21 protein-coding genes are annotated in these 20512 nt (G+C 56.2%); 11 read left to right on the plus strand and 10 right to left on the minus strand.

What is annotated here, in order from left to right:
• Positions 1 to 3: 3 nt before the first annotated feature.
• Entirely contained in the window at positions 4 to 657 is a 654-nt protein-coding gene (locus tag QWY83_RS02275; RefSeq protein ID WP_435404492.1) for a sigma-70 family RNA polymerase sigma factor, read from the minus strand.
• 103 nt (positions 658 to 760) lie between these two features.
• On the opposite strand from QWY83_RS02275, the gene QWY83_RS02280 reads away from it, so the two are divergent.
• From QWY83_RS02280 to QWY83_RS02300, 5 genes are all read left to right on the plus strand, one after another.
• Positions 761 to 2062 (plus strand): NAD(P)/FAD-dependent oxidoreductase, encoded by a 1302-nt coding sequence (locus QWY83_RS02280; RefSeq protein WP_249946151.1) that lies wholly within the window; start codon positions 761 to 763, stop codon positions 2060 to 2062.
• Positions 2059 to 2817 carry a DUF1365 domain-containing protein gene (locus tag QWY83_RS02285; protein ID WP_249946150.1) on the plus strand — a complete coding sequence of 253 codons (759 nt, stop codon included), beginning with the start codon at positions 2059 to 2061 and terminating at the stop codon, positions 2815 to 2817. Before QWY83_RS02280 ends, QWY83_RS02285 begins: the two co-directional genes overlap by 4 nt.
• Positions 2818 to 2827: 10 nt before the next feature.
• Entirely contained in the window at positions 2828 to 3370 is a 543-nt protein-coding gene (locus tag QWY83_RS02290) for a DUF3833 family protein (RefSeq protein ID WP_249946149.1), read from the plus strand.
• A 2-nt stretch (positions 3371 to 3372) separates the two neighbouring features.
• A complete protein-coding gene (locus QWY83_RS02295) occupies positions 3373 to 4101 on the plus strand; it encodes an SDR family NAD(P)-dependent oxidoreductase (RefSeq protein WP_249946148.1) in 729 nt (242 codons plus the stop codon).
• Positions 4102 to 4174: 73 nt separating this feature from the next.
• Positions 4175 to 4498, plus strand: a complete 324-nt coding sequence (locus QWY83_RS02300; RefSeq protein ID WP_249946147.1) for a DUF3775 domain-containing protein — start codon at positions 4175 to 4177, stop codon at positions 4496 to 4498.
• A 3-nt stretch (positions 4499 to 4501) separates the two neighbouring features.
• Here QWY83_RS02300 and QWY83_RS02305 read toward each other — a convergent pair whose 3' ends face one another.
• Positions 4502 to 6637: a transglycosylase domain-containing protein gene (locus tag QWY83_RS02305; protein WP_249946146.1), complete on the minus strand. Its 2136-nt coding sequence runs from the start codon at positions 6635 to 6637 to the stop codon at positions 4502 to 4504.
• Positions 6638 to 6897: 260 nt separating this feature from the next.
• Between QWY83_RS02305 and QWY83_RS02310 the strand changes: the two genes are divergently transcribed.
• Both QWY83_RS02310 and QWY83_RS02315 read left to right on the plus strand, forming a co-directional pair.
• Positions 6898 to 7236 carry a P-II family nitrogen regulator gene (locus tag QWY83_RS02310; protein WP_067552058.1) on the plus strand — a complete coding sequence of 113 codons (339 nt, stop codon included), beginning with the start codon at positions 6898 to 6900 and terminating at the stop codon, positions 7234 to 7236.
• Between the two features lie 25 nt (positions 7237 to 7261).
• A complete protein-coding gene (locus QWY83_RS02315) occupies positions 7262 to 8596 on the plus strand; it encodes an ammonium transporter (protein WP_105234024.1) in 1335 nt (444 codons plus the stop codon).
• 128 nt (positions 8597 to 8724) lie between these two features.
• Here the strand turns inward: QWY83_RS02315 and QWY83_RS02320 are convergent, their stop codons facing one another.
• The 3 genes from QWY83_RS02320 to smpB form a co-directional block, all read right to left on the minus strand.
• Complete coding sequence (locus QWY83_RS02320; RefSeq protein ID WP_105234025.1) at positions 8725 to 9909, minus strand: amino acid aminotransferase; 1185 nt, start codon at positions 9907 to 9909, stop codon at positions 8725 to 8727.
• On the minus strand, positions 9909 to 10775 hold the full coding sequence (gene sseA / locus QWY83_RS02325; protein ID WP_290245302.1) for a 3-mercaptopyruvate sulfurtransferase: 867 nt from the start codon (positions 10773 to 10775) through the stop codon (positions 9909 to 9911). The genes QWY83_RS02320 and sseA overlap by 1 nt, the downstream gene beginning before the upstream one ends.
• 123 nt (positions 10776 to 10898) lie before the next feature.
• Complete coding sequence (gene smpB / locus QWY83_RS02330; protein WP_067552068.1) at positions 10899 to 11375, minus strand: SsrA-binding protein SmpB; 477 nt, start codon at positions 11373 to 11375, stop codon at positions 10899 to 10901.
• Positions 11376 to 11483: 108 nt separating this feature from the next.
• Between smpB and QWY83_RS02335 the strand changes: the two genes are divergently transcribed.
• Entirely contained in the window at positions 11484 to 11930 is a 447-nt protein-coding gene (locus QWY83_RS02335) for an ion channel (RefSeq protein WP_249946144.1), read from the plus strand.
• A 2-nt stretch (positions 11931 to 11932) separates the two neighbouring features.
• Here QWY83_RS02335 and QWY83_RS02340 read toward each other — a convergent pair whose 3' ends face one another.
• Positions 11933 to 12811, minus strand: a complete 879-nt coding sequence (locus QWY83_RS02340) for a DMT family transporter (RefSeq protein WP_290245303.1) — start codon at positions 12809 to 12811, stop codon at positions 11933 to 11935.
• Positions 12808 to 13680 (minus strand): 4-hydroxy-tetrahydrodipicolinate synthase, encoded by an 873-nt coding sequence (gene dapA, locus QWY83_RS02345; protein ID WP_249946142.1) that lies wholly within the window; start codon positions 13678 to 13680, stop codon positions 12808 to 12810. Before dapA ends, QWY83_RS02340 begins: the two co-directional genes overlap by 4 nt.
• A 142-nt stretch (positions 13681 to 13822) precedes the next feature.
• Between dapA and QWY83_RS02350 the strand changes: the two genes are divergently transcribed.
• Positions 13823 to 15877 (plus strand): lytic transglycosylase domain-containing protein, encoded by a 2055-nt coding sequence (locus tag QWY83_RS02350; protein ID WP_249946141.1) that lies wholly within the window; start codon positions 13823 to 13825, stop codon positions 15875 to 15877.
• Here QWY83_RS02350 and QWY83_RS02355 read toward each other — a convergent pair.
• Together QWY83_RS02355 and mnmC2 are read right to left on the minus strand one after the other, a co-directional pair.
• On the minus strand, positions 15861 to 16748 hold the full coding sequence (locus QWY83_RS02355; RefSeq protein ID WP_249946140.1) for a DMT family transporter: 888 nt from the start codon (positions 16746 to 16748) through the stop codon (positions 15861 to 15863). The two genes, QWY83_RS02350 and QWY83_RS02355, sit on opposite strands and share 17 nt — an antisense overlap.
• Positions 16745 to 17413 carry a tRNA (5-methylaminomethyl-2-thiouridine)(34)-methyltransferase MnmC2 gene (gene mnmC2 / locus QWY83_RS02360; RefSeq protein ID WP_249946139.1) on the minus strand — a complete coding sequence of 223 codons (669 nt, stop codon included), beginning with the start codon at positions 17411 to 17413 and terminating at the stop codon, positions 16745 to 16747. Before mnmC2 ends, QWY83_RS02355 begins: the two co-directional genes overlap by 4 nt.
• Positions 17414 to 17460: 47 nt before the next feature.
• Between mnmC2 and QWY83_RS02365 the strand changes: the two genes are divergently transcribed.
• A complete protein-coding gene (locus QWY83_RS02365; protein ID WP_249946138.1) occupies positions 17461 to 18501 on the plus strand; it encodes an NAD(P)/FAD-dependent oxidoreductase in 1041 nt (346 codons plus the stop codon).
• 150 nt (positions 18502 to 18651) lie between these two features.
• Positions 18652 to 19755, plus strand: a complete 1104-nt coding sequence (locus QWY83_RS02370) for an alpha-hydroxy acid oxidase (RefSeq protein WP_249946137.1) — start codon at positions 18652 to 18654, stop codon at positions 19753 to 19755.
• 51 nt (positions 19756 to 19806) lie between these two features.
• Here QWY83_RS02370 and cobO read toward each other — a convergent pair whose 3' ends face one another.
• Complete coding sequence (cobO, locus tag QWY83_RS02375; RefSeq protein ID WP_249946136.1) at positions 19807 to 20415, minus strand: cob(I)yrinic acid a,c-diamide adenosyltransferase; 609 nt, start codon at positions 20413 to 20415, stop codon at positions 19807 to 19809.
• Positions 20416 to 20512 lie beyond the last annotated feature (97 nt).

Here is a 20512-nt window from a genome sequence, read left to right on the forward strand (position 1 = left end):
GTCTTACCTCATCGTGTGGCGCAAGCGGTCCAGCGCCAATCGGATACGGGATTTGATCGTGCCAAGCGGCAGTCCGGTCTGTTCCGCTATCTCAGAATGGCTGAGATCGCCGAAATAGGCCTTTTGGATCAACTCTCGTTGCTTCTCAGGCAGGGCTGCTATCGCCTCACCTAGTTTGTTGGTTTCTTCCTGAAGGACGAGCACCTCTTCCTGATCGGGTTCGGCGTCTGGTCCCCAAGGGAGATCTTCTGGTTCGGGGCGTCGGGCGCGCCGGATCATGTCGATCTGGCGGTTCCGCGCGATGGTAAAAATCCATGTCGCAACACTCGCCCGTGCTGGGTCGAACAACGCGGCTTTGCGCCAGATGGTGGCCATGACCTCTTGGGCGCATTCCTCTGCGACGTCCGCTGACGCGCCTGACCGCATCAGAAACCCTTTAACCCGCGGCGCGAAATGCGCGAACAAGCGCGCAAACGCTGCCTGATCCTGCGTATCGCGGACCGCGTAAATCTCGTCGAGCCATTCGGCCCGAGCGGGGGTCTTCTGTTCGGTCACGCGCGACGTTTCCTTTGGTTTCGATCCAACTGTCTTGGACCAACCATAGCTGTACGGCTGGACAGGTCTATCTGAATCGAGTGTTTGGGTCTGCGTGAACATAAAGATGCTACGTCGCAAAGCGCGTTCTGGATCACCTCGCGAAAGAGTTTCATCCAAAAACCTGTTTGGACCGTAACACCAATAACCAAGTTCGGAGATATCGATGCCATTTGAAAGCCTAACACCCGCCCCAAGAACTATCGCAGTCATCGGCGGGGGTATTTCCGGCATGGGTGCAGCCTATAACCTCGCTCAACATCATCGCGTCGTATTGTTCGAGGCAGAGGCATCAATCGGCGGGCACGCACGCACTCGTCCAGCTGGTCGTGACGGCGCTGATCTCGTGGATACGGGGTTTATCGTTTTCAATTACGCGAATTATCCGCATCTGACGGCATTGTTCGATGAACTGGACGTGCCCGTAGTTAAGTCCGACATGAGTTTTGGTGCGTCAATTGACGGCGGGCGATTTGAATACGGGCTAAAAAATCTGTCGGCGATTTTTGCGCAGAAGAAAAACGCGCTGAACCCGCGTTACCTTCGCATGATCAGTGACATTTTCAAGTTCAACAGCCGCGCCTTGAGCATTGCGAAGTCTGACCAGACAATGACTGTCGGCGGAATGCTCGACAAACTCTGCGTCGGGTCGTGGTTTGCGGAACGGTATATCCTGCCACTGTCGGGCGCCATTTGGTCAACACCCGTCGAGAAAATCATGGAATTCCCTGCCTACGCCATGATGCAGTTCTTCGAAAATCACGCGTTGCTTAGCCATACAGGTCAGCATCAATGGTACACGGTTGAGGGCGGGTCGCGGTCGTATGTGACTCGGCTCGAGGCGCAAATGCGTGCGCGTGGCGTTGAGATCCGTACTGGAGCCTATGTCGATGCGGTGCGTCGAACGGTGGGTGGTGTCGAGGTGAAGTTGTTCGGCGCAGATTGGGAGGCCTTCGACGACGTTGTCTTTGCGACCCACTCCGACGATAGCCTGCGCATGTTGGCCGATCCGCGTGCCCACGAAACGGCAGCGCTTTCGAAAATGGCGTATCAGCCGAACCGCGTTGTTCTGCACTCCGATGCATCCATCATGCCGCGACATAAATCGGTTTGGTCGTCGTGGAACTACACCGAAGTTACTGGCCGCACAGATGAGCCGATTGATTTGACCTATTGGATGAACTCGCTGCAATCGTGGTTAACGGGCGACGACTATTTTGTGACGCTCAATTCGAACCGAACGATCCGCGAAGATTTGATCTGGGACGAGGTGACACTGCGCCACCCTGTTTATGACCTTGGCGCGCTGGAAGCCCAGAAAGAGGTCGCAGCATTTAACGGCACCGATAACACATGGTTCTGTGGCGCTTGGATGAAAAACGGTTTCCACGAGGATGGTCTCTCCAGCGCTTTGGACGTCGTCGCGGGTATCAATACAGCAACCAACGTTCGAGTGGCGGCGGAATGATCCCTGTAGACTACATCGAAGGGCAGACCTTTCATGGGCGGCGGGGCGCGATCCGAAACGCATTTCGCTACTCCATCGACTATGTGCTGCTGGACATGGATGTCGAGGTGAGTGCGCCGTGGGGCTTTGCTCGAAATTCAGCGCGGCCTTGGTCCGTGCGTGATGTAGACCATGGGGGGGCGCCCAAGCAGGGGCAGGGTGTTGCATGGGTACGCAGCGTTCTGGATGCGCACGGGATCGGACAGATGGGCCGTATCCAGCTTCTGACCCAACCGCGCGCGTTGGGCTACGTCTTTAATCCTGTCAGTTTTTGGCTCTGCCATGATCGTGATGGTGTTCTGCGTGTCGTGATCGCCGAGGTGAACAACACCTTCGGTGATCGGCATTCGTATCTGTGTCACCACGATGACCTTGCGCCGCTAAATCGAAATGGTTGGGTCACAGCGCAGAAGATATTCCATGTGTCACCGTTCCAGACGATTTCGGGCGGCTACAGGTTCCGGTTCGATATCACCCGCAGCGCCGTCGATATCGTCATTGAATTTGGAGACGGTGCTGACGGTGGAGTTGTCGCGACCCTAAGCGGCCCTCGCCGTTCGCTGCGAAATCGGGACATCGCGAAGGCTTATCTTCGTCGTCCATTGGGGTCGTTGCGTGTGATGGGGCTCATCCTTTGGCAGGCGATGAAGCTTCGAAGCAAAGGTGCCAAATATCGTGATCGCCCCGTTCCACCCGTTCAAGACGTCAGCCGTTAGGAGGTAGATTATGGTTCAGTTTTTTCTAGGCATCTGCGTCGCCTTTGCCGTTGTTCTACTGATCAGTGCGCGGTTCGGGTTTGCAGCGCAGAAGGTTGAGGATTATCCCTCGGGCCGTCCGATCGACATACGTACAGATTTGAACGGAAAGATGCTGTGCAGTGGTGTGATTTATGGTCCGTTTGGGCGTGTTGCATCACGGTTTTTTGGTCAGTTCAATGCATCATGGGACGGAAATTCCGGCGAAATGACAGAGGAATTCCAGTATGATAGCGGCGCTACGCAGCTTCGCCATTGGGACCTGAAGGTTGCGGAAGATGGCACCATCACTGCGACTGCTCCCGACGTGATTGGCACGGCGACGGGTCGTCAGGGGGGCTCTGCTATCGTGCTGAACTACAAGATCAAACTGACCGAGGATGCGGGGGGGCATGTCCTGTCTGTGACAGATTGGATGTATACATCGCCCTCAGGTGAGCTGGTGAACAGGTCGCAATTTCGAAAGTTCGGTATCAAGGTCGGAGAACTCATCGCGACGATGCGTCGGGTGTAAAGATGCGGGACTGGGCTGGCAAAACCTATTGGCTGATCGGCGCAAGCGAAGGACTGGGGCGGGCACTCGCGGAAATTATGTCCGATGCCGGTGCGGAATTGATCCTGTCGGCGCGCTCAGAAGAGCGACTTCAGGACGTATCGGGTGGCCTGTCATGGCCTGCGCGGATAGTGCCAGTCGATGTGTCTGACACCGAAAACGTTCGCGCCGCTGCAGCCTCAGTCGGTCCAGTTGACGGCGTGGTGTTCCTCGCGGGCGTCTACTGGCCGATGGCCGCGACCGAATGGAACGCGGATGATGCGGAAACCATGGTTGACGTGAACCTCATGGGGGCGATGCGCGTTTTGGGCGCGACCGTGCCCGACATGGTGCAGCGTAATGCGGGCCACATTGTTCTTACTGGATCTCTATCTGGGTTTCGTGGCTTGCCAGGCGCGATTGGCTATTCGGCCTCAAAGGCTGGAATTATGTCGTTGGCCGAAACTATGAAGTCCGACCTCAAGCGAACTGGGATAGAAGTTCAGGTGGTGAACCCAGGCTTTATTCGTACCCGACTGACCGACAAGAACACGTTCAACATGCCGTTCATCATGTCGCCCGAAGACGCGGCGCGCGTGATGTTCGACCATATGAATAGCCGGAAGTTCAAACGCAGCTTTCCGACATTGTTTTCGTGGTTTTTCCGAGCGTCACAGCTGATGCCTGATTGGCTTTATTTCCGAATATTCTGATTTGCGACAGATCAAAGCCACGGTCGGCTAATCGGCACAAAGTTACTGCTATCCATGCGAACGGGAGGCAGCAATGCACATTACATCTGACAAAGTCGCCGAGGTGATCATCCTTGCGCGTGAACTTGATCGAGGCGAGGCCGAGTTTGACGGCTTTGTCGGTCGTCTGAACGAGGAAGAGCAAGCGGCGCTTGTGGCGATCTTCTGGGTCGGCCGCGGCAGCTTTGAACCCGAAGAATATGCCGAAGCCTATAAGACCGCCATTTCCGAGGCCAGCGCACCAACCGAAGATTACCTTAAAGGGTCGCCACACCTCGCCGACCACTTGGAAAGTGGGCTAGAGGCATTGGGAATCGACAGTTCGGACGCCGAAGACGATCTCTATCGCGGTGGCTGATCGTTAGTTTCCAGCGTTTTGTAAATCGCGCAGAATCAGGTCGATGAGCGACTTGGCTTGTTCGTCCGACATCACGGGGCCAGCGGGTTCGCCGCTGGGCGCGGTCATTGGCAACGGGAGCGGGATCATCCCATCCAACACGCGGCTCATGGTTTCGTGCCAAACCTCTGCGGGTAGACCGCCACCCGTTACGCCAGACAGTGGCGTATTGTTGTCATACCCCATCCACACACCAGTCACGTAGTCAGCCGTAAAGCCAATGAACCACGCATCGCGTGCGCCTTGGGTCGTGCCGGATTTACCAGCAATCTGCCAGCCGTCGATTTTCGCCCGCTGACCAGTGCCTTGTTCGATAACCTGATGCATCATCCACGTCAGTTGCGCGGCGCTTTCGTCGCGAATGACGCGTTCGCCAATGCCGCCGCCAGCGCCCATGAGGGGCACAGAGGGATTGCGGCGTAGGCTTAGTTCGACGAGGCCATAGGGCGCGACCGAAGAGCCGCCGTTCAAGATGCCCGCGTAGGCCCCGGTCATTTCGACCAGCGTTGATTCTGACACGCCGAGCGCGAGGGCCGGACCGTCGGCAAGGTCAGAGCCAATGCCGAACCCAGTAGCCACGCTTTGCACGGCATCACGGCCAACACTTTCTGAAAGAAGGATCGCAGGGATGTTTCGGCTTTCATAAAGCGCTTGGGTCAGCGTGATCGGACCTTTGAACTCACGATCATAGTTTTGCGGACACCATTCGCCAGACCCCACGATATTCATGCACAGCGGATCGTCGTTAATGATCTCCATCGGATTGTGGCCGAGTTCGAGGGCGGCCGCATAGACGAAGGGTTTGAACAGAGACCCCGTTTGACGCAGGGCCTGTGTCGCACGGTTGAACGCACCGCCCGATGTTGTTTGGCGACCGCCGACCATTGCGCGGACCGCACCGTCAGATGACATCACGACGATTGCGGCTTGGGCCTCAGAGCCTTCGCGGACTTTGTTTTCGAATACCCAATCTAGCGCGCCTTCGGCGGCCCGCTGGATGCGCGGATCAAACGTCGTTTTAATGATGACGTCTTCGGTGGTGTCATCGGTGAAATAGGATGGACCTGTGTCCATCACCCAGTCCGCATAATAGCCACCTTGCCGCGCATGGGCGTTCTCAGCCAGCTGCGCCGGATTGGCGAGTGCGTCTTGGGCTTGCGCCTCGGTGATGTAGCCCTGATCGGCCATGAGGCGCACAACGACGCTTGCGCGATCCCAGCTCCGTTGAAGATTGGACGTTGGCGCATAGGACGATGGCGCTTTGAGCAGGCCAGCAAGGAGAGCCGCTTGGGCCGGGCTTACTTGCGCCGACGAAATGCTGAAATACCGTTGGCTCGCGGCCTCAAAGCCACGAGTGCCCGCGCCCAGATATGCGCGGTTGAGGTAGATCGTGAGGATTTCGTCCTTGGTATAGCGGACTTCCATCGCCATCGCGTAGATCGCTTCGGTGACTTTGCGCCAAAGGGTGGAACGACGGCAGTCGGCTTCATATGCAGCTTCATTCGCCCATTTCGCGGAATCGAACGGTTGGCCTTGGCACAACAGTTTGGCGGTCTGCTGGGTGATCGTAGAACCACCCGACCCCGAGAGTGCACCATTGCCGTCCTGAAGGTTGGAGCGGATCGCGCCCGCAATACCGCGAGGAGAGATGCCAAAGTGGCTGTAAAACCGTTTGTCTTCGGTAGCGACGACGGCGTTGCGAAGGTTCGGGGAAACCGAGTCAGCGGTGATCGCGCCTGCGAATTGATCGCCGCGCCATGCGAACTGTTGGCCGTTCACGTCGAGCATGGTGACGGAGCCCCGCGCGCGGCCATCGATCAAGGACTCGGCGCTAGGCAATTTGGAAGAGGTATAAAGGACAGCGATTGCGATGATCAGGCTGACGATCGCAGTGCCGCGCCAGAAAATGCTCCAGATCAGGCGAAACACGAACCCAAAGAATGCACCAATGAACCCCAGCGGCCCCTTCTTCTTGCGAGGCTGCTTTGCAGGCTTTTTCTTCGGCGCAGGTTTAGGCGCCGCAGCCTTTTGGGGTGCAGTTGCGTTCGAATAGCGATTCTCGGCAACCAGCGTTGGGCGTTTGCGTCCCGATCCGCTCATTTTCTGCTCTTTCGTTATGCCTCAGGCCAATTCTAACTGCCTTGAGGGGAAATGTTGAGTGACAAGAATCGCCAATGTTGCGTTTTCTTTAAGCCTATTTTTTAATCAAGTCGCACAATTTGTATAATTTTTGGGCACAAACTCATTAATGTGGCATCCCGTTTAGTCCCAGATTGCTTGAGAAAAGGGCATCTAACCCGCTGAGTGTGACTGCGCGATCCGGATTGGGGTCGTTCGAGATAACTCGTAAGGGGAAGAACGTGAAACTCATTATCGCAACTATCAAGCCGTTCAAGCTGGAGGAGGTCCGCGAAGCTGTGACCGCCGCTGGCGTTCGCGGAATGATGGTGACCGAAATTAAGGGCTTTGGCTCCCAGTCCGGTCACACTGAAATCTACCGTGGTGCTGAATACGCAGTGAACTTTGTTCCGAAGGTCAAACTAGAGATCGTCGTGCCTGACAACATGGCTGACCAGATCGTTTCGACCATCGCATCGACTGCGAAGACCGACAAAATCGGCGACGGCAAAATCTTTGTTCTCGACGTCGAGAGCGCACTGCGCGTGCGCACCGGCGAAACCAACGACGACGCTCTTTGACGCGATCGGATCAGGGGAAATTAAAATGAAACTGACTAAACTCCTCCCGGCTGCAGCGCTGATCGCGCTTCCAGCCATGGGCTTTGCCCAGGAAGAAGGTCCGGTAGCAGGTGTTGATGCCGCTTCCGATACCATCTTCATCCTTAACTCGCTTCTGTTCCTCGTTGGTGGTTTTCTGGTGTTCTGGATGGCTGCTGGCTTTGCGATGCTCGAAGCTGGCCTTGTGCGCACTAAGAACGTCGCAATGCAGCTGACCAAGAACGTCGCGCTCTTCTCTTTGGCCGCGATCTTCTACTACCTGATCGGCTACAACCTGATGTACCCGCTGGGCACATGGTCCATCGACGGCGTTCTGTCGGGCGTATGGTCGACTGCCGCACTCGAAGCTGTTGGCGTTGCTCGTGATGGCGCTGATGACTACGGCTATGCATCCACTGGTTCGGACTTCTTCTTCCAGCTGATGTTCTGTGCAACAACTGCGTCTATCGTTTCGGGCACCCTCGCTGAGCGTATCAAACTGTGGCCGTTCCTCGCCTTCACTGTTGTCCTGACTGCGATCATCTACCCGCTACAGGCTTCGTGGAAATGGGGCGGTGGCTTCCTTGACGCAATGGGTTTCATGGACTTCGCAGGTTCGACCGTTGTTCACTCTGTAGGTGGTTGGGCTGCTCTTGCTGGTCTGCTGATCCTCGGTCCGCGTATTGGTAAATACAAAGACGGGCGCACTGTTCCGATGCCAGGTTCCAACCTGTCGCTGGCAACTCTGGGTACGTTCATCCTGTGGCTCGGTTGGTTCGGCTTCAACGGCGCTTCGCAGCTCGCTATGGGCACTGTAGGCGACGTGGCTGACATCTCCCGTATCTTTGCAAACACCAACGCAGCAGCAGCTGGCGGTTCGGTAGCAGCAATGATCCTGACCCAGCTTCTCTACAAAAAGGTCGACCTGACCATGGTTCTCAACGGCGCACTGGCTGGTCTGGTTTCGATCACCGCTGAACCGCTGACCCCGACCCTTGGTGCAGCAACTCTGATCGGTGCATTCGGTGGTCTTCTGGTAGTGTTCGTTGTTCCGCTGCTCGACAAGTTCAAGCTCGACGACGTGGTTGGTGCGATCCCTGTACACCTCGTCTGCGGTATCTACGGCACCATCGCTGTAGCGTTCACCAACCCTGATGCGTCCTTCGGCACTCAGCTCTACGGTATCTTGGTTGTCGGTATCTTCACCTTCGTTGTGTCCGGTATCGTTTGGTTCATCCTCAAAGCTGTCACCGGTATCCGTGTCAGCGAAGAAGACGAGATCAACGGTCTCGACATGGCTGAACTGGGTATGGAAGCTTACCCTGAGTTCTCGAAAGGCTGATCTCCCTTCCGATCAGTTTGACGACAAAGGCCCGGGCGTTCGCGCCCGGGTTTTCTTTTGCCCGAGGGCATAAACGAAAACGCCCGCTGCAGATGCGACGGGCGTTTGTATTTGTTTGAGAGAAGCGTTTAGACGCCAGCGTCTACGATCGCTTTGGCCAAGAGCGGAACAGTTGTCGCGTTCAGGCCTGCGATGTTCAAGCGACTGTCCGACACCATGTAGATGCCCGATTCAGCGCGCATAACCTCGACCTTCTCAGGTGTCGTGCCGATCTGAGAGAACATGCCGCGGTGCTTTGCGATAAAGTCAAAGCGGTCCGAGTTGGTCAGACGTTTCAGTTCATCAGCCAGTTGCTGGCGCAGAGTCAGCATTGACAGGCGGGTTTCTTCGAGTTCGTCGATCCACATCTGGCGAAGAGCATCATCACCGAGGATCGTTGCAACAACGCGTGCACCGTGATCCGGCGGGAACGAATAGTTCTGACGGTTCAGGAATTGCAGCATCCCTTGCGACAGCTTCGCGGTCGCGGCGTCCTTAGCGATTGCCATCAGGATGCCTGTACGTTCGCGGTAGATACCGAAGTTCTTGGAGCAGGACGCGGCGATCAGGCATTCGCCGACGTTTGCAGCAACGAGACGAGTTGCAAGAGCATCAGCTTCGAGGCCGTCACCGAAACCTTGGTATGCGAGGTCGATGAACGGGACGGCGCCTTTTTCGTTGATCAAGGCAACAACCTCTTTCCACTGATCCAGTGTCAGGTTTGCACCTGTCGGGTTGTGGCAGCAGCCGTGCAGCAGCACGAGGTCGCCCGATTTCACACCAGCCAAATCGGCCATCATGGCGTCGAAATCAACGTCACGGGTTTCGGTGTTGAAGTAGGTGTAAGCCGTGTGGCGCATGCCGAGGTAGTTCAGGATCGACACGTGGTTCGGCCATGTTGGGTTCGACACCCAAACGGTGGCTTGCGGCGAGGTCTTTTTGATAAGTTCCATCGCCTGACGAATTGCACCCGTGCCACCCGGTGTGGTGACAGCGCCAATGCGCGAACGATCAACAGCACCGTCGAGGACGAGTTTGATCATGCCCTCGATATAGAGCGGTTCACCAGCCAGAGAGGTGTAGGATTTCGATTCCTGCTCTTCCCAGATTTTCTTTTCTGCGGCCTTCACGGCCTTCATAACCGGAGTGACGCCTTCTGCGTTTTTATACACGCCAACGCCAAGGTCGATCTTGGTGTCGCGCGGATCTTCGCGGAATGCTTGCATCAGCATCAGAATTTTGTCGGCGGGTTGTTCGGTGAGATGCTCCAGCATCATGCGTCTCCGGTTGCGAGAGGAAGGTCGGCGTACATGCCCCATTCGGACCATGAGCCATCGTAAAGAGAATGGTCGGTTTTGCCTGTGCGTTCGAGAGCGAGGCACAGCACAGCGGCTGTGACGCCCGAACCACACGACGTAATGGCGGGTTTGGATAGGTCGACGCCAGCGGCTTCGAACACGTGGCGTAGTTCTGCGACGGGCTTCATCGTGCCGTCAGCGTTTAATAGCGTGTTGAACGGGACGTTCTTTGCACCGGGGATATGGCCCGAACGAAGTCCAGCGCGCGGCTCGACGGCTTCACCACGGAAACGAGGCGCGGCGCGGGCATCAATGATTTCGTGATCGCGAAGTTTCGATGCGCGGGCCACTTGGGTCACGTCTTTGATCATGTGGTGCTGAACGTCGACCATCATATGACGATCGCGGATCGTGGCAGGGGCATCAGTCAGAGGGCGGCCCTCTGCTTTCCATTTCGGAAGGCCGCCGTCCAGAACCGCGATGTTGAACTGACCAAACAGGCGGAACATCCACCAAACGCGGGCAGCCGAGAACAATCCGCTGCTGTCGTAAACAACGATCTGGTGGCCGTCGCCAACACCCATCGCGCGGACGCGGCTCATGAATTTCTCAACGGGCGGGACCATATGTGGTAGGTCAGACCGCAGGTCCGCGATTTCGTCGATGTCAAAGAAACGCGCACCAGGGATGTGTTCTTTGTCGAACTCAGCCTTCGGATCGCGATCTATAGTCGGAAGAAACCACGACGCGTCGAAAATCCGCAGGTCCGCATCCTTGAGGTGTGCGGCCAGCCACTCTGTCGAAACGAGTGTTTTAGGATCGTCTTTGAATGTCTCTGTCATGCCATGCGCCCCTTGCCTGCGCGGGAAAAGGTCCGGCATCCCCTATCGCGGGTAATTTTATGAGGCAAGGGAAAGCGGACGCTTTGCGAAAAAATCGGCGTGAACTGCCCAGAAAGGCGGCGATTAACCGCTGTGACGTAGCAAACGTTGCTTTTGACGGTCCCAATCGCGTTTCGCGTCGGTCGCACGTTTGTCGTGCAGCTTTTTACCTTTGGCGATTCCGATCTTCAGTTTCACCAAGCCACGGTCGTTGAAATACATCACCAGCGGCACAATGGTCATGCCCTCGCGTTTGGTCGCATTCCAAAGGCGCGCGAGTTCGCGGCGCGAACACAGCAGCTTGCGCCGACGACGTTCTTCGTGGCCCCATGTTTTGGCTTGTTCGTATGGCGCGATATACCCGTTGATCAGCCACAATTCGCCATCCTCAACCGACGCATAGCTTTCGGCGATGTTCGATTGACCCACGCGAAGCGATTTTACTTCGGAGCCCATGAGAATGATCCCGACTTCGAGATCTTCTTCGATCGCGTAGTCGTGGCGGGCACGCCGGTTCTCGGCGATGACCTTGTAGTTCTTATTTTCAGGTTTCTTTGCCATAGTGGTCCTCAGATATGCCTTTGGGCCATGTGCTGCAAGTCGGATAGGGTGCTGGCATCGCTACAAAGGTCGGGTAAACTGACGCCAACCAAAATCAGGCGCTCTTTTATGTTTCTTCAGCTTTCCATCGGCACCGTATTGATGCTTGTCTCCATTTTCATGGCAGGCGTGACGTTCCTCGTCTTGGAGGTGTCGATCCAGAGGCTGTCGGGTTGGCTGCGCCGAGAGCCGCATAGCCCCAAATTGCTGTTCCTTTTGTCAGCGGCATCATGCGCGATTCTGGCCCAAGTCACGTTGAGCGTTTGGCTTTGGGCGGCGGTGATGTGGGCGCTCGACCTGTTCGAAACGATCGAAATGGCGGTCTATTTCTCGTTGACCTGTTTTACGACGCTTGGTTTCGGGGATGTGTTGCTGCCCCATGATTGGGAACTGTTGGGCGGATTGGCCGCGACGAACGGTTTGCTCAACATCGGGTTTACGACAGCGGTAATGGTGGAAACCATGCGCTACATTCGTAAAAGTCAGATTGAAGCGATGCGTCCGCCAATTGGCTGACGTTATTTTCGACGTGCCCTGAACAGGGTGAAAAGACCGCTTCCGACGACAATGACGCTGCCGACGAGGGTCATCGTGTCAAAAGATTCGCCGAACATAAACGCGCCCATAGCTGCGCCGAAAATGAGACGGCTGTAGCGCCATGGTGTTACGCTGGCCACGTCGCCTCGACGCATGGCGGTCGTGAGGGCGTAGTAGGCAAAAACGCCGCCGCTAATCGCGATAGTGAGTAGCAATGCTTGATGCGGGTTCAGTGCAACCAGTCGTGGGTCAGCGGTCCAAATCAAAAGGCCCGCTATCGTCAGCATCAGGTAGCCTGAAATGCCGAGCTGAAAGTTGCTGAGCGACGGGGGAGAGGCGCGGGTTGCCAAATCGCGCCCAGCAAAACCCAGCATACCAAGGACGGCGAGTAGTGTGAGCATGTCAAACTCTGCTCCCCACGGACGGAGGATTAACATAACTCCCACGAAGCCGATGATCACTGCGATCCAGCGCCGAATGCCAACGGGTTCGCCTAGAAACAGGGCCGCTCCAGCGACGACCACCAATGGCGTGGCTTGGAGAATTGCCGTCGCCGTCAGAAGCGGCGCAAGCATAAACGCCAAGGTATAAGACAGTCGTCCACTGATTTCGAACACGGCCCGCACGCGCATTGTCGGGCTGACATAGGCACGGGTCCAAAGTGACTGATTGTTCAGATAGGCAAGCCCCGCGAAAATCAGCATCCCTATGAAGCCCGTCATCGTGACGGCCTGACCTTTGGGGAGTTCAGCGGTGGCGAGTTTTAGAAATGTGTCTTCGACGGCGAAGAACGCCATCGAAGTGATCATGAAAAGGCTACCGATCAGGGCTTCCCGACCGGCGTTTGCCTTTGCGCTCAATTCAGAAGTCCAGCGTGGACCATTGCAGCGCGAATGCGCTCTTTGGTGCTGTCTTCGAGTTCAGTCAATGGAGAGCGCACTTCTGGCGAGCACAGGCCCAAGAGCGACATACCGTATTTCGCACCTGCAACGCCCGGCTCGATAAAGACGGCTTCATGCAGTGGCATAAGCTTGTCTTGGATCTCAAGCGCGGTTTTGTAATCGCCAGCGAGCGTCGCGTTCTGGAAATCAGCGCAGAGTTTCGGTGCGATGTTCGCCGTGACCGAGATACAGCCCAGACCACCGTGCGCGTTAAAGCCAAGTGCAGTCGCGTCTTCGCCCGAAAGCTGGATGAAGTCGTGGCCACAGGTGATACGGCATTTCGGTACGCGGGACAGATCGCCTGTCGCGTCTTTCACAGCGATGATTTCAGGCAATTTCGCCAGTTGGCCCATGGTTGCGGGGGTCATATCGACGACCGAACGACCTGGTATGTTGTAAATCACGATCGGCAGGCCGATTTTGGCGGTTGCTTCAAAGTGAGCAATCAGGCCGCGCTGGGTCGGTTTGTTGTAATACGGTGTTACAACAAGAGCAGCATCAGCGCCCGCGTCTTTGGCGGCTTGCACCAAACGGACGGATTCGATCGTGTTATTCGAACCAGCACCCGCGACAACAGGAACGCGGCCAGCTGCCTGCTGCACAACAGTTGCAACGACCAGATCGTGTTCTTCGTGGCTGAGCGTTGGGCTTTCGCCTGTGGTGCCAACAGGAACGAGGCCGTGGCTACCTTGCTCAATATGCCAATCGACAAGCTTCTTGAGCGTGTCGAGATCCACTTGGCCGTCTTTGAACGGCGTTACCAATGCTGGCATCGATCCTTTGAGCATGACACGCTTCCTTGTCGTTGAGGGGCTTGAGTCGCCCCGTGTGAAAACGGGCGGAACCTAGACGCCTTTCGGCCGATTGCCAAGTTTGTGAGTTGTGCTTTGTGATACGACAGCTACCCTGTGCTAAAAAGGGCAGGAATCTATGAACCAATTGCGTGCCAGTCTGATTGCGATCGGTCTTTCGGTCCTATCGCCAATGAGCAGTTTGGCTGAAGAAACGCTTTTGTCTAATGCCTTTGCGGCAGGAGAAGATGAAAATTGGGATGCGGCCTACCGTTTGGTGGGCTTGGACCTGCTGGCGCATGACCTGATCACGTGGACGCGTCTACGCGGTGAGGACGAGCCGTTTGCCGACTACGTTGCCTTTCAAGCTGACCACGACGGCTGGCCAGGAATGGACCGTGTGCGTGCACGTGGCGAAGCAGCCATCGACGATGACACGGACCCGAACCTGATTCTGAGTTGGATGGAGGGGCATGACCCCGAAACGGGTATGGGTGGGTATCGGCTCGCGCTTGCACAACGGGCTGTCGGCCAAACAGAGGCTGCGCGGGAAACCATTCGTCGGATTTGGCTGCGGTATGGGCTGACCGAGGAAGAGAACGATTTGATCTTGGCCGCCTTTGGTCCTGATCTCGCGGATATTCATGTCCAGCGCGCCGATGCGATGTTGTGGCGTTGGAAAACGGACGACGCAGAACGTCTATTCTCGTTCCTGCCTTCCGATCAGCGGGCGTTGATGGAAGCACGGGCTGCGTTAATCCGAAAATCGCCCGACTGGGGGGCAAAGTTACAGGCCGTGCCTGTTGCGCTCTTGAACGATGTTGGTCTGGCCTACGATCGGTTCAATTTCCTGTCTGACCGTGGCGACCGCACTGATGCGATCACCATCCTGCGTGAACGAAGCTCAGATGTTAGCCTATTGAGCCAACCCTATCGTTGGTCGAGTTGGCGCCGTTCCCATGCCCGTTGGGAGATGCGCGAAGGGCGATATGACAGTGCGTATCGGCTGGCCGCACAGCATCATCTGACGCCATCTGACGGGGAATCCTATGCTGATCTAGAGTGGCTCGCTGGCTACGTCGCACTACGGTTTCTGAACCGCCCAGAGGTCGCTCTGCGTCACTTCCTCGCTCTACAAGCCGCCGTCGAAAGCCCGATTTCGGATGGTCGCGCGGGGTATTGGCTGGGTCGCACCTATGAGACGCTCGGTGATAGTATGAATGCCGAGGCGGCTTACAGTGAGGCGGCAGAACATCAGACAGCGTTCTATGGTCTGCTGGCTGGCGAGAAGCTCGGCCAATCGCTCGACCCTTCGATTTTGGGCAAAGAAGATTTCCCCGACTTCGCTGGCTCGGCTTTGTCTCAGGACGAACTCGTACGCGCTGCCTTTTACCTACTGGATGCGGATGAACGTGGGTCGGCGGTACTGTTCTTTGCCCAACTTGGACGCAGTCTGGATCGGACGTCATTGGGAACACTGGGTGAAGAGTTGCTTCGCCGCAATGAACCGTTCTTTGCTTTGTTGATCGGCAAATCTGCAACGGCACGCGGGATCATCCTGCCTGCGTTATTGTTCCCGATGCATGACCTGCGAAATATGGACCTACCAGTCGAGCCTGAACTGGCCTTGTCCGTTGCGCGACGTGAGAGCGAGTTTAACCCTGTGGTGGGCAGCGCAGTTGGCGCGCTCGGTCTGATGCAGCTTATGCCTGGCACGGCAGAGGACGTGGCCAATGAGCTGGGCCTGCCCTACAGCCGTGGTCGTTTGACGGCTGACTGGCAGTATAACGCCACACTCGGTTCGCAGTATTTGGCGGGGCTTGAGGAACAATTCGGCCCGACCCCAGTGATGATTGCGGCGGGCTATAACGCTGGTCCGCGTCGCCCTCGTGAATGGATGGAAGAGCGAGGTGATCCGCGACTTGGCGAGGTTGATGTTATCGACTGGATCGAAATGATCCCCTTCCGCGAAACGCGCAACTATGTGCAGCGCGTCACGGAATCCTTACCGATTTATCGTGCGCGTTTGTCGGGTCAAACGGGGCCGATCCGTTTCACTGAACTGCTGGTCGGCGAAAAGCCATTGCTGCGCCCCGTCGCACGGCCGTGGACGGGGGATGAACCTTCGGCCCCCATTGAGCAAGCGTCGGACTTGGCACCAATAACGGCTCCGCGTCCTATGACGCGACCTTAGGTCGACGCGCCTTCATCCGTTCCCGAAGCAAGGTAAAGACACCTGCGCAAACGACGATCGACGCGCCAATGGTCACATTGGTGCGTAGAAGATCGCCGAAAACAAAGATGCCAATCGCTGAGGCAAAGGGGAGTTGTAGGTAAGCGAAGGGCTGGATCGCGCTGGCTTCGGCCACTTCGTATGCACGGATCAACAGGTAGTGCCCCAAGAGGCCCACCACGCAGAGCGTTGCCATCCACCCACTGTCGGCCACCGTCATCGGTTCCAAATGCCAAATGCCAACGGCTGTCATTGCGATGCACCCCGTGATGCCCATCCAGACGAAAGACGTGATCGATGCATCCTTGCGTGACACGTAGCGGGTCATCAGGCCGTACATCGCAAACATGAGCGATGCCGTGACAGCCCAGAACGAGTTGAGCGAAAACACCCCGCCAGACGGGTTGAGGATGATTAAAACGCCCAGAAATCCGATCCCGATTGCAGACCAACGGCGCCAACCGACCTTCTCGCCCAAAATCGGTCCCGATAGCGCGGCGATCAAAAGCGGGTAGCTGGCGAAAATGGCGTGACTTTCAACCAGACCAAGCCGAACGAAGGCCACCAGCATGATGCAGATTTCTGCGACAATCAGGATGCTGCGAAAGGCTTGGGCAAGGGGTTGTGTCGTGCGCAATGCGCCAAAGAGTGATCCCGTTTGGCGATACCCTATGGTTAATGCGAAGGCGGCAAAGAACCAGAACCTGATCATAACGATCATTCGGACATCGTAGCTTTGCGCCAAATGACGCGAGACACCGTCTTGGGCTGCAAAAATCAGCGTTACCAAGACCATGAGCCAGATGCCCTTTTTGTTGTTTTGTTCGATCAAGGTTTTATCGCCCGTGTCATGTGCCGTTTGCGGCCATATCCGGCGGTTCGGGTCACTACAAAACCTGCATCCTCTAACGCTCGTCTGACGTGACCTGCTGCGGTGTAGGTTGCCGCAGTGCCGTTTTGTGCAGTGTGACGGCCTACCTCTGCCATGAGGTCTGCGCCCCACATTTCTGGGTTTTTCGCAGGGCTAAATCCGTCGAGAAACCATGCGTTTGCTATTAGGTCTGATTGGGGTAGGGTCTGGCGGACATCTCCAACGACAATATTGAGCGTGACGGGGCCGAATCTGGTGTCCCCTTTGTTCAGCCCATCGATCATTTTCGCGGCCCAAGGGGCGACCTCTGGAAAAGCGGTGAGGGCGTTTTGCATGTCCATGATTGCCATCGGAAAGGCTTCGAATGTGGTGAAGGTTAGCGTGCCAGGTGAGCGAGCTTCTTCCCATACTTTCCAGACGGTAAGAAAATTCAGGCCAGTGCCGAAACCCAATTCACCGATCTGAAAATCGCCATCAAAGCGCTGGGGCAGATCATTGCCGTCAATGAAAACGTGGCGCGTTTCGGCAAGTCCGTTGTCGAGCGAAAAATAGGGATCGTCAAATTTGCGCGAGATCGGGATCGTCCCGTCGCGCCATTCAAGCTCTGCTTGCGGCTGGTTGTTCATGGTGCTCTGCCTTAGGGTTGCGGCGAAGATGAACGTGAGGCGAAAAAATGGCAACGGTTGATGTAACGATCTATGGCGCAGGTGCGTTTGGGCTTGCTGTTGGTTACGCCTGTGCCTCGCGGGGCGCAAAGGTCCGCGTAATCGATCCGAACGGGGTTGCGTCGGGTTCGTCCGGTGGCCTCGTCGGAGCATTAGCCCCGCACGTGCCGGAGAATTGGAACACCAAAAAAGCGTTTCAATTCGATAGTTTGATAATGGCAGAAACGTTCTGGGCCGACGTTGAACGGGTTTCCGGTGAAAGCTGCGGATATTTGCGGTCGGGGCGAGTTCAACCCTTGGTGGATGATCGGGCTGTTGCTTTGGCGCAAGCCCGAGCCGTTACCGCCGCCGATCTGTGGCAAGGAAAGGCAGAATGGTCGGTCTTACCTGTGGACCAGTTCGGGGCTTGGGCGCCGAAATCCGAAACGGGACTGGTGGTGTTCGATACATTGACCGCGCGCATCCATCCACGGCGAGCGACCCGTGCTTTGGCGGCTGGGATCATTGCGATGGGTGGTGAGGTCGTTTCTGAGGCGAAACCCGAAGGGCAGGTCGTCTATGCGACGGGCTGGCGTGGTATGGTGGAATTGTCGGAACAGTTGGGTAAATCAGTTGGCGGCGGCGTGAAGGGGCAAGCGGCCTTGCTACGTTATGATGCTGCTGACCTACCGCAGCTCTTTGCAGATAGTTTGCACATTGTGCCGCATGCTGATGGGACCGTTGCGATTGGTTCGACCAGTGAACGTGAGTTCGAAAGCCCTGATGCGGTTGATCACCAGATCGAAGACGTCATCGCGCGAGCGATTGATGCCTTCCCAGTCCTAGAAGGGGCTCAGGTGATCGAACGTTGGGCTGGAGTTCGCCCTCGGGCAAAGAGCCGTGCGCCGATGATGGGTCTGCATCCCGTTGTCGATGGTGCCTTTGTCGCGAATGGCGGGTTTAAAATCGGCTTTGGGATGGCGCCGAAAGTCGGCGCGGTGATGGCGGATCTGATTTTGGAGGGTATCGATCATATCCCCGATGGGTTCAGGCCCGAGGATAGCCTTTAGCTATTGACGGCGTGGCGACCGCAGCAACACAGTTTGCCGACCTTGATTGAATTGAGCTGTGCGCCATCTTATCCCCATCGATGAGGCGATCACTATTTAGGACCTGCTATGCGTTTGAACGACTGCCACAACTTTCATGATTTTCAGACCTTGGCGCGCAGACGTCTTCCGAGCCCGATTTATAACTACATTGCGGGCGGCGCAGATGATGAAGTGACACTTCGGGCCAATACTACCAGTTTTGAGCGTTGTGATTTGATCCCGAACGTTTTGCGCGGGGTTGAGGATGTGGACCTGTCCACCACGGTTATGGGGCAAAAGATCGACCTTCCGGTCTACCTTTCGCCGACCGCGCTCCAGCGCTTATTCCACCATCAAGGGGAGCGGGCGACAGCCGCTGCCGCTGAGAAATTCGGCACTATGTTTGGTGTCTCGTCCCTTGGCACTGTGTCGATGGAAGAACTCGCGAAGAAGCATTCAAACCCGCAGGTGTATCAGTTCTATTTCCACAAAGATCGCGGCCTGAACCGTGCGATGATGCAAAAGGCGAAAGAGAGCGGGATCAAGGTCATGATGCTGACCGTCGACAGCATCACAGGCGGCAATCGTGAACGTGACCTGCGGACCGGATTTTCTATCCCCTTCCGTTTGACGCTGGGCGGAGCGCTTCAGTTCGCAATTAAACCGATGTGGGGCATTAATTATGTCACCCACGAAAAATTCAGCCTTCCGCAGCTCGACGCACATATCGATATGAGGGGCGATAGCCTGACCATCGGCCGTTATTTCACCGAGATGCTTGACCCGTCTATGACTTGGGATGACGTTGAGAAAATGGTCGCTGAATGGGGTGGTGAGTTCTGCCTCAAGGGCGTCATGAGCGTGGAGGATGCAAAGCGGGCCGCCGATATTGGCTGTTCGGGGATCGTGTTATCAAACCACGGCGGTCGTCAGTTGGATGGATCGACCACGGCCTTTGATCAGCTGGACGAAATCGTTCAGGCGGTTGGCGACCGGATCGATGTGATGATCGACGGCGGTATTCAGCGCGGAACTCATGTTTTGAAAGCGCTCGCGATTGGGGCGAAGGCCGTTGGTTTGGGTCGTTATTACCTTTTCCCGCTGGCGGCTGCGGGACAAGCAGGCATCGAACGCGCGGTTGGAAAGCTCAAAGAAGAGCTCGTGCGCGATATGCGGTTGATGGGCTGCACATCGGTCGATCAACTCACCCGTGATATGGTGAAGTTCAAGTAACTACGCTTAGGAAAACGTGCACCGTCTATGAAACGGTGCACGCTCCATTGATCAATATTCGACGCCAATCTGTGCTTTGATGCCAGCGCGGAACGGATGTTTGATCAGTTCCATCTCGGTGACCAGATCTGCGATTTCGATAAGGTCTTCATGGGCGTTGCGACCTGTCAAAACCACATGCGTCATGTGTGGTTTTTCATTGGCCAGAAATTCGACAACGTCCTTGATATCGACGTAATCGTAGCGGATCGCGATGTTGATTTCGTCCAAGAGAACCATGCTGTTCGACGGATCGCGGATCAGTTCCTTGGCCTTTTCCCACGCGGCTTGGGCCATTTCAGTGTCGCGGGTTTTGTCTTGGGTTTCCCAAGTAAAGCCTTCGCCCATCGTGTGGAATTCACAAAGGTCGGTGAAGCGTTCGAGGATCATATCGCGTTCGCCCGTGCTCATCCCGCCTTTGATGAACTGAACGACGGCCGATTTCATACCATGCGCGATGTGCCGAAAAATCATGCCAAAGGCTGCGGTTGACTTACCTTTGCCCTTGCCCGTGTGGACAATGATCAGACCTTTCTGGTCGGTCTTTGTCGCCATGATTTTATCACGGGCGGCTTTCTTCTTGGCCATCTTTTGGGCGTGGCGTTCTGTATCTTCGGTCATCTGGTCCTCCGTTCGCTTTCAGAGTCTGGCCAAGTGGTCGAGGGAGTGCAAGGCAACAAATTGCAAAGGGCGCCACTGAGGGCGACCTTTACCGTTT

This window comes from Marivivens donghaensis, assembly GCF_030410045.1.
Taxonomy (GTDB): Bacteria; Pseudomonadota; Alphaproteobacteria; order Rhodobacterales; family Rhodobacteraceae; genus Marivivens; species Marivivens donghaensis.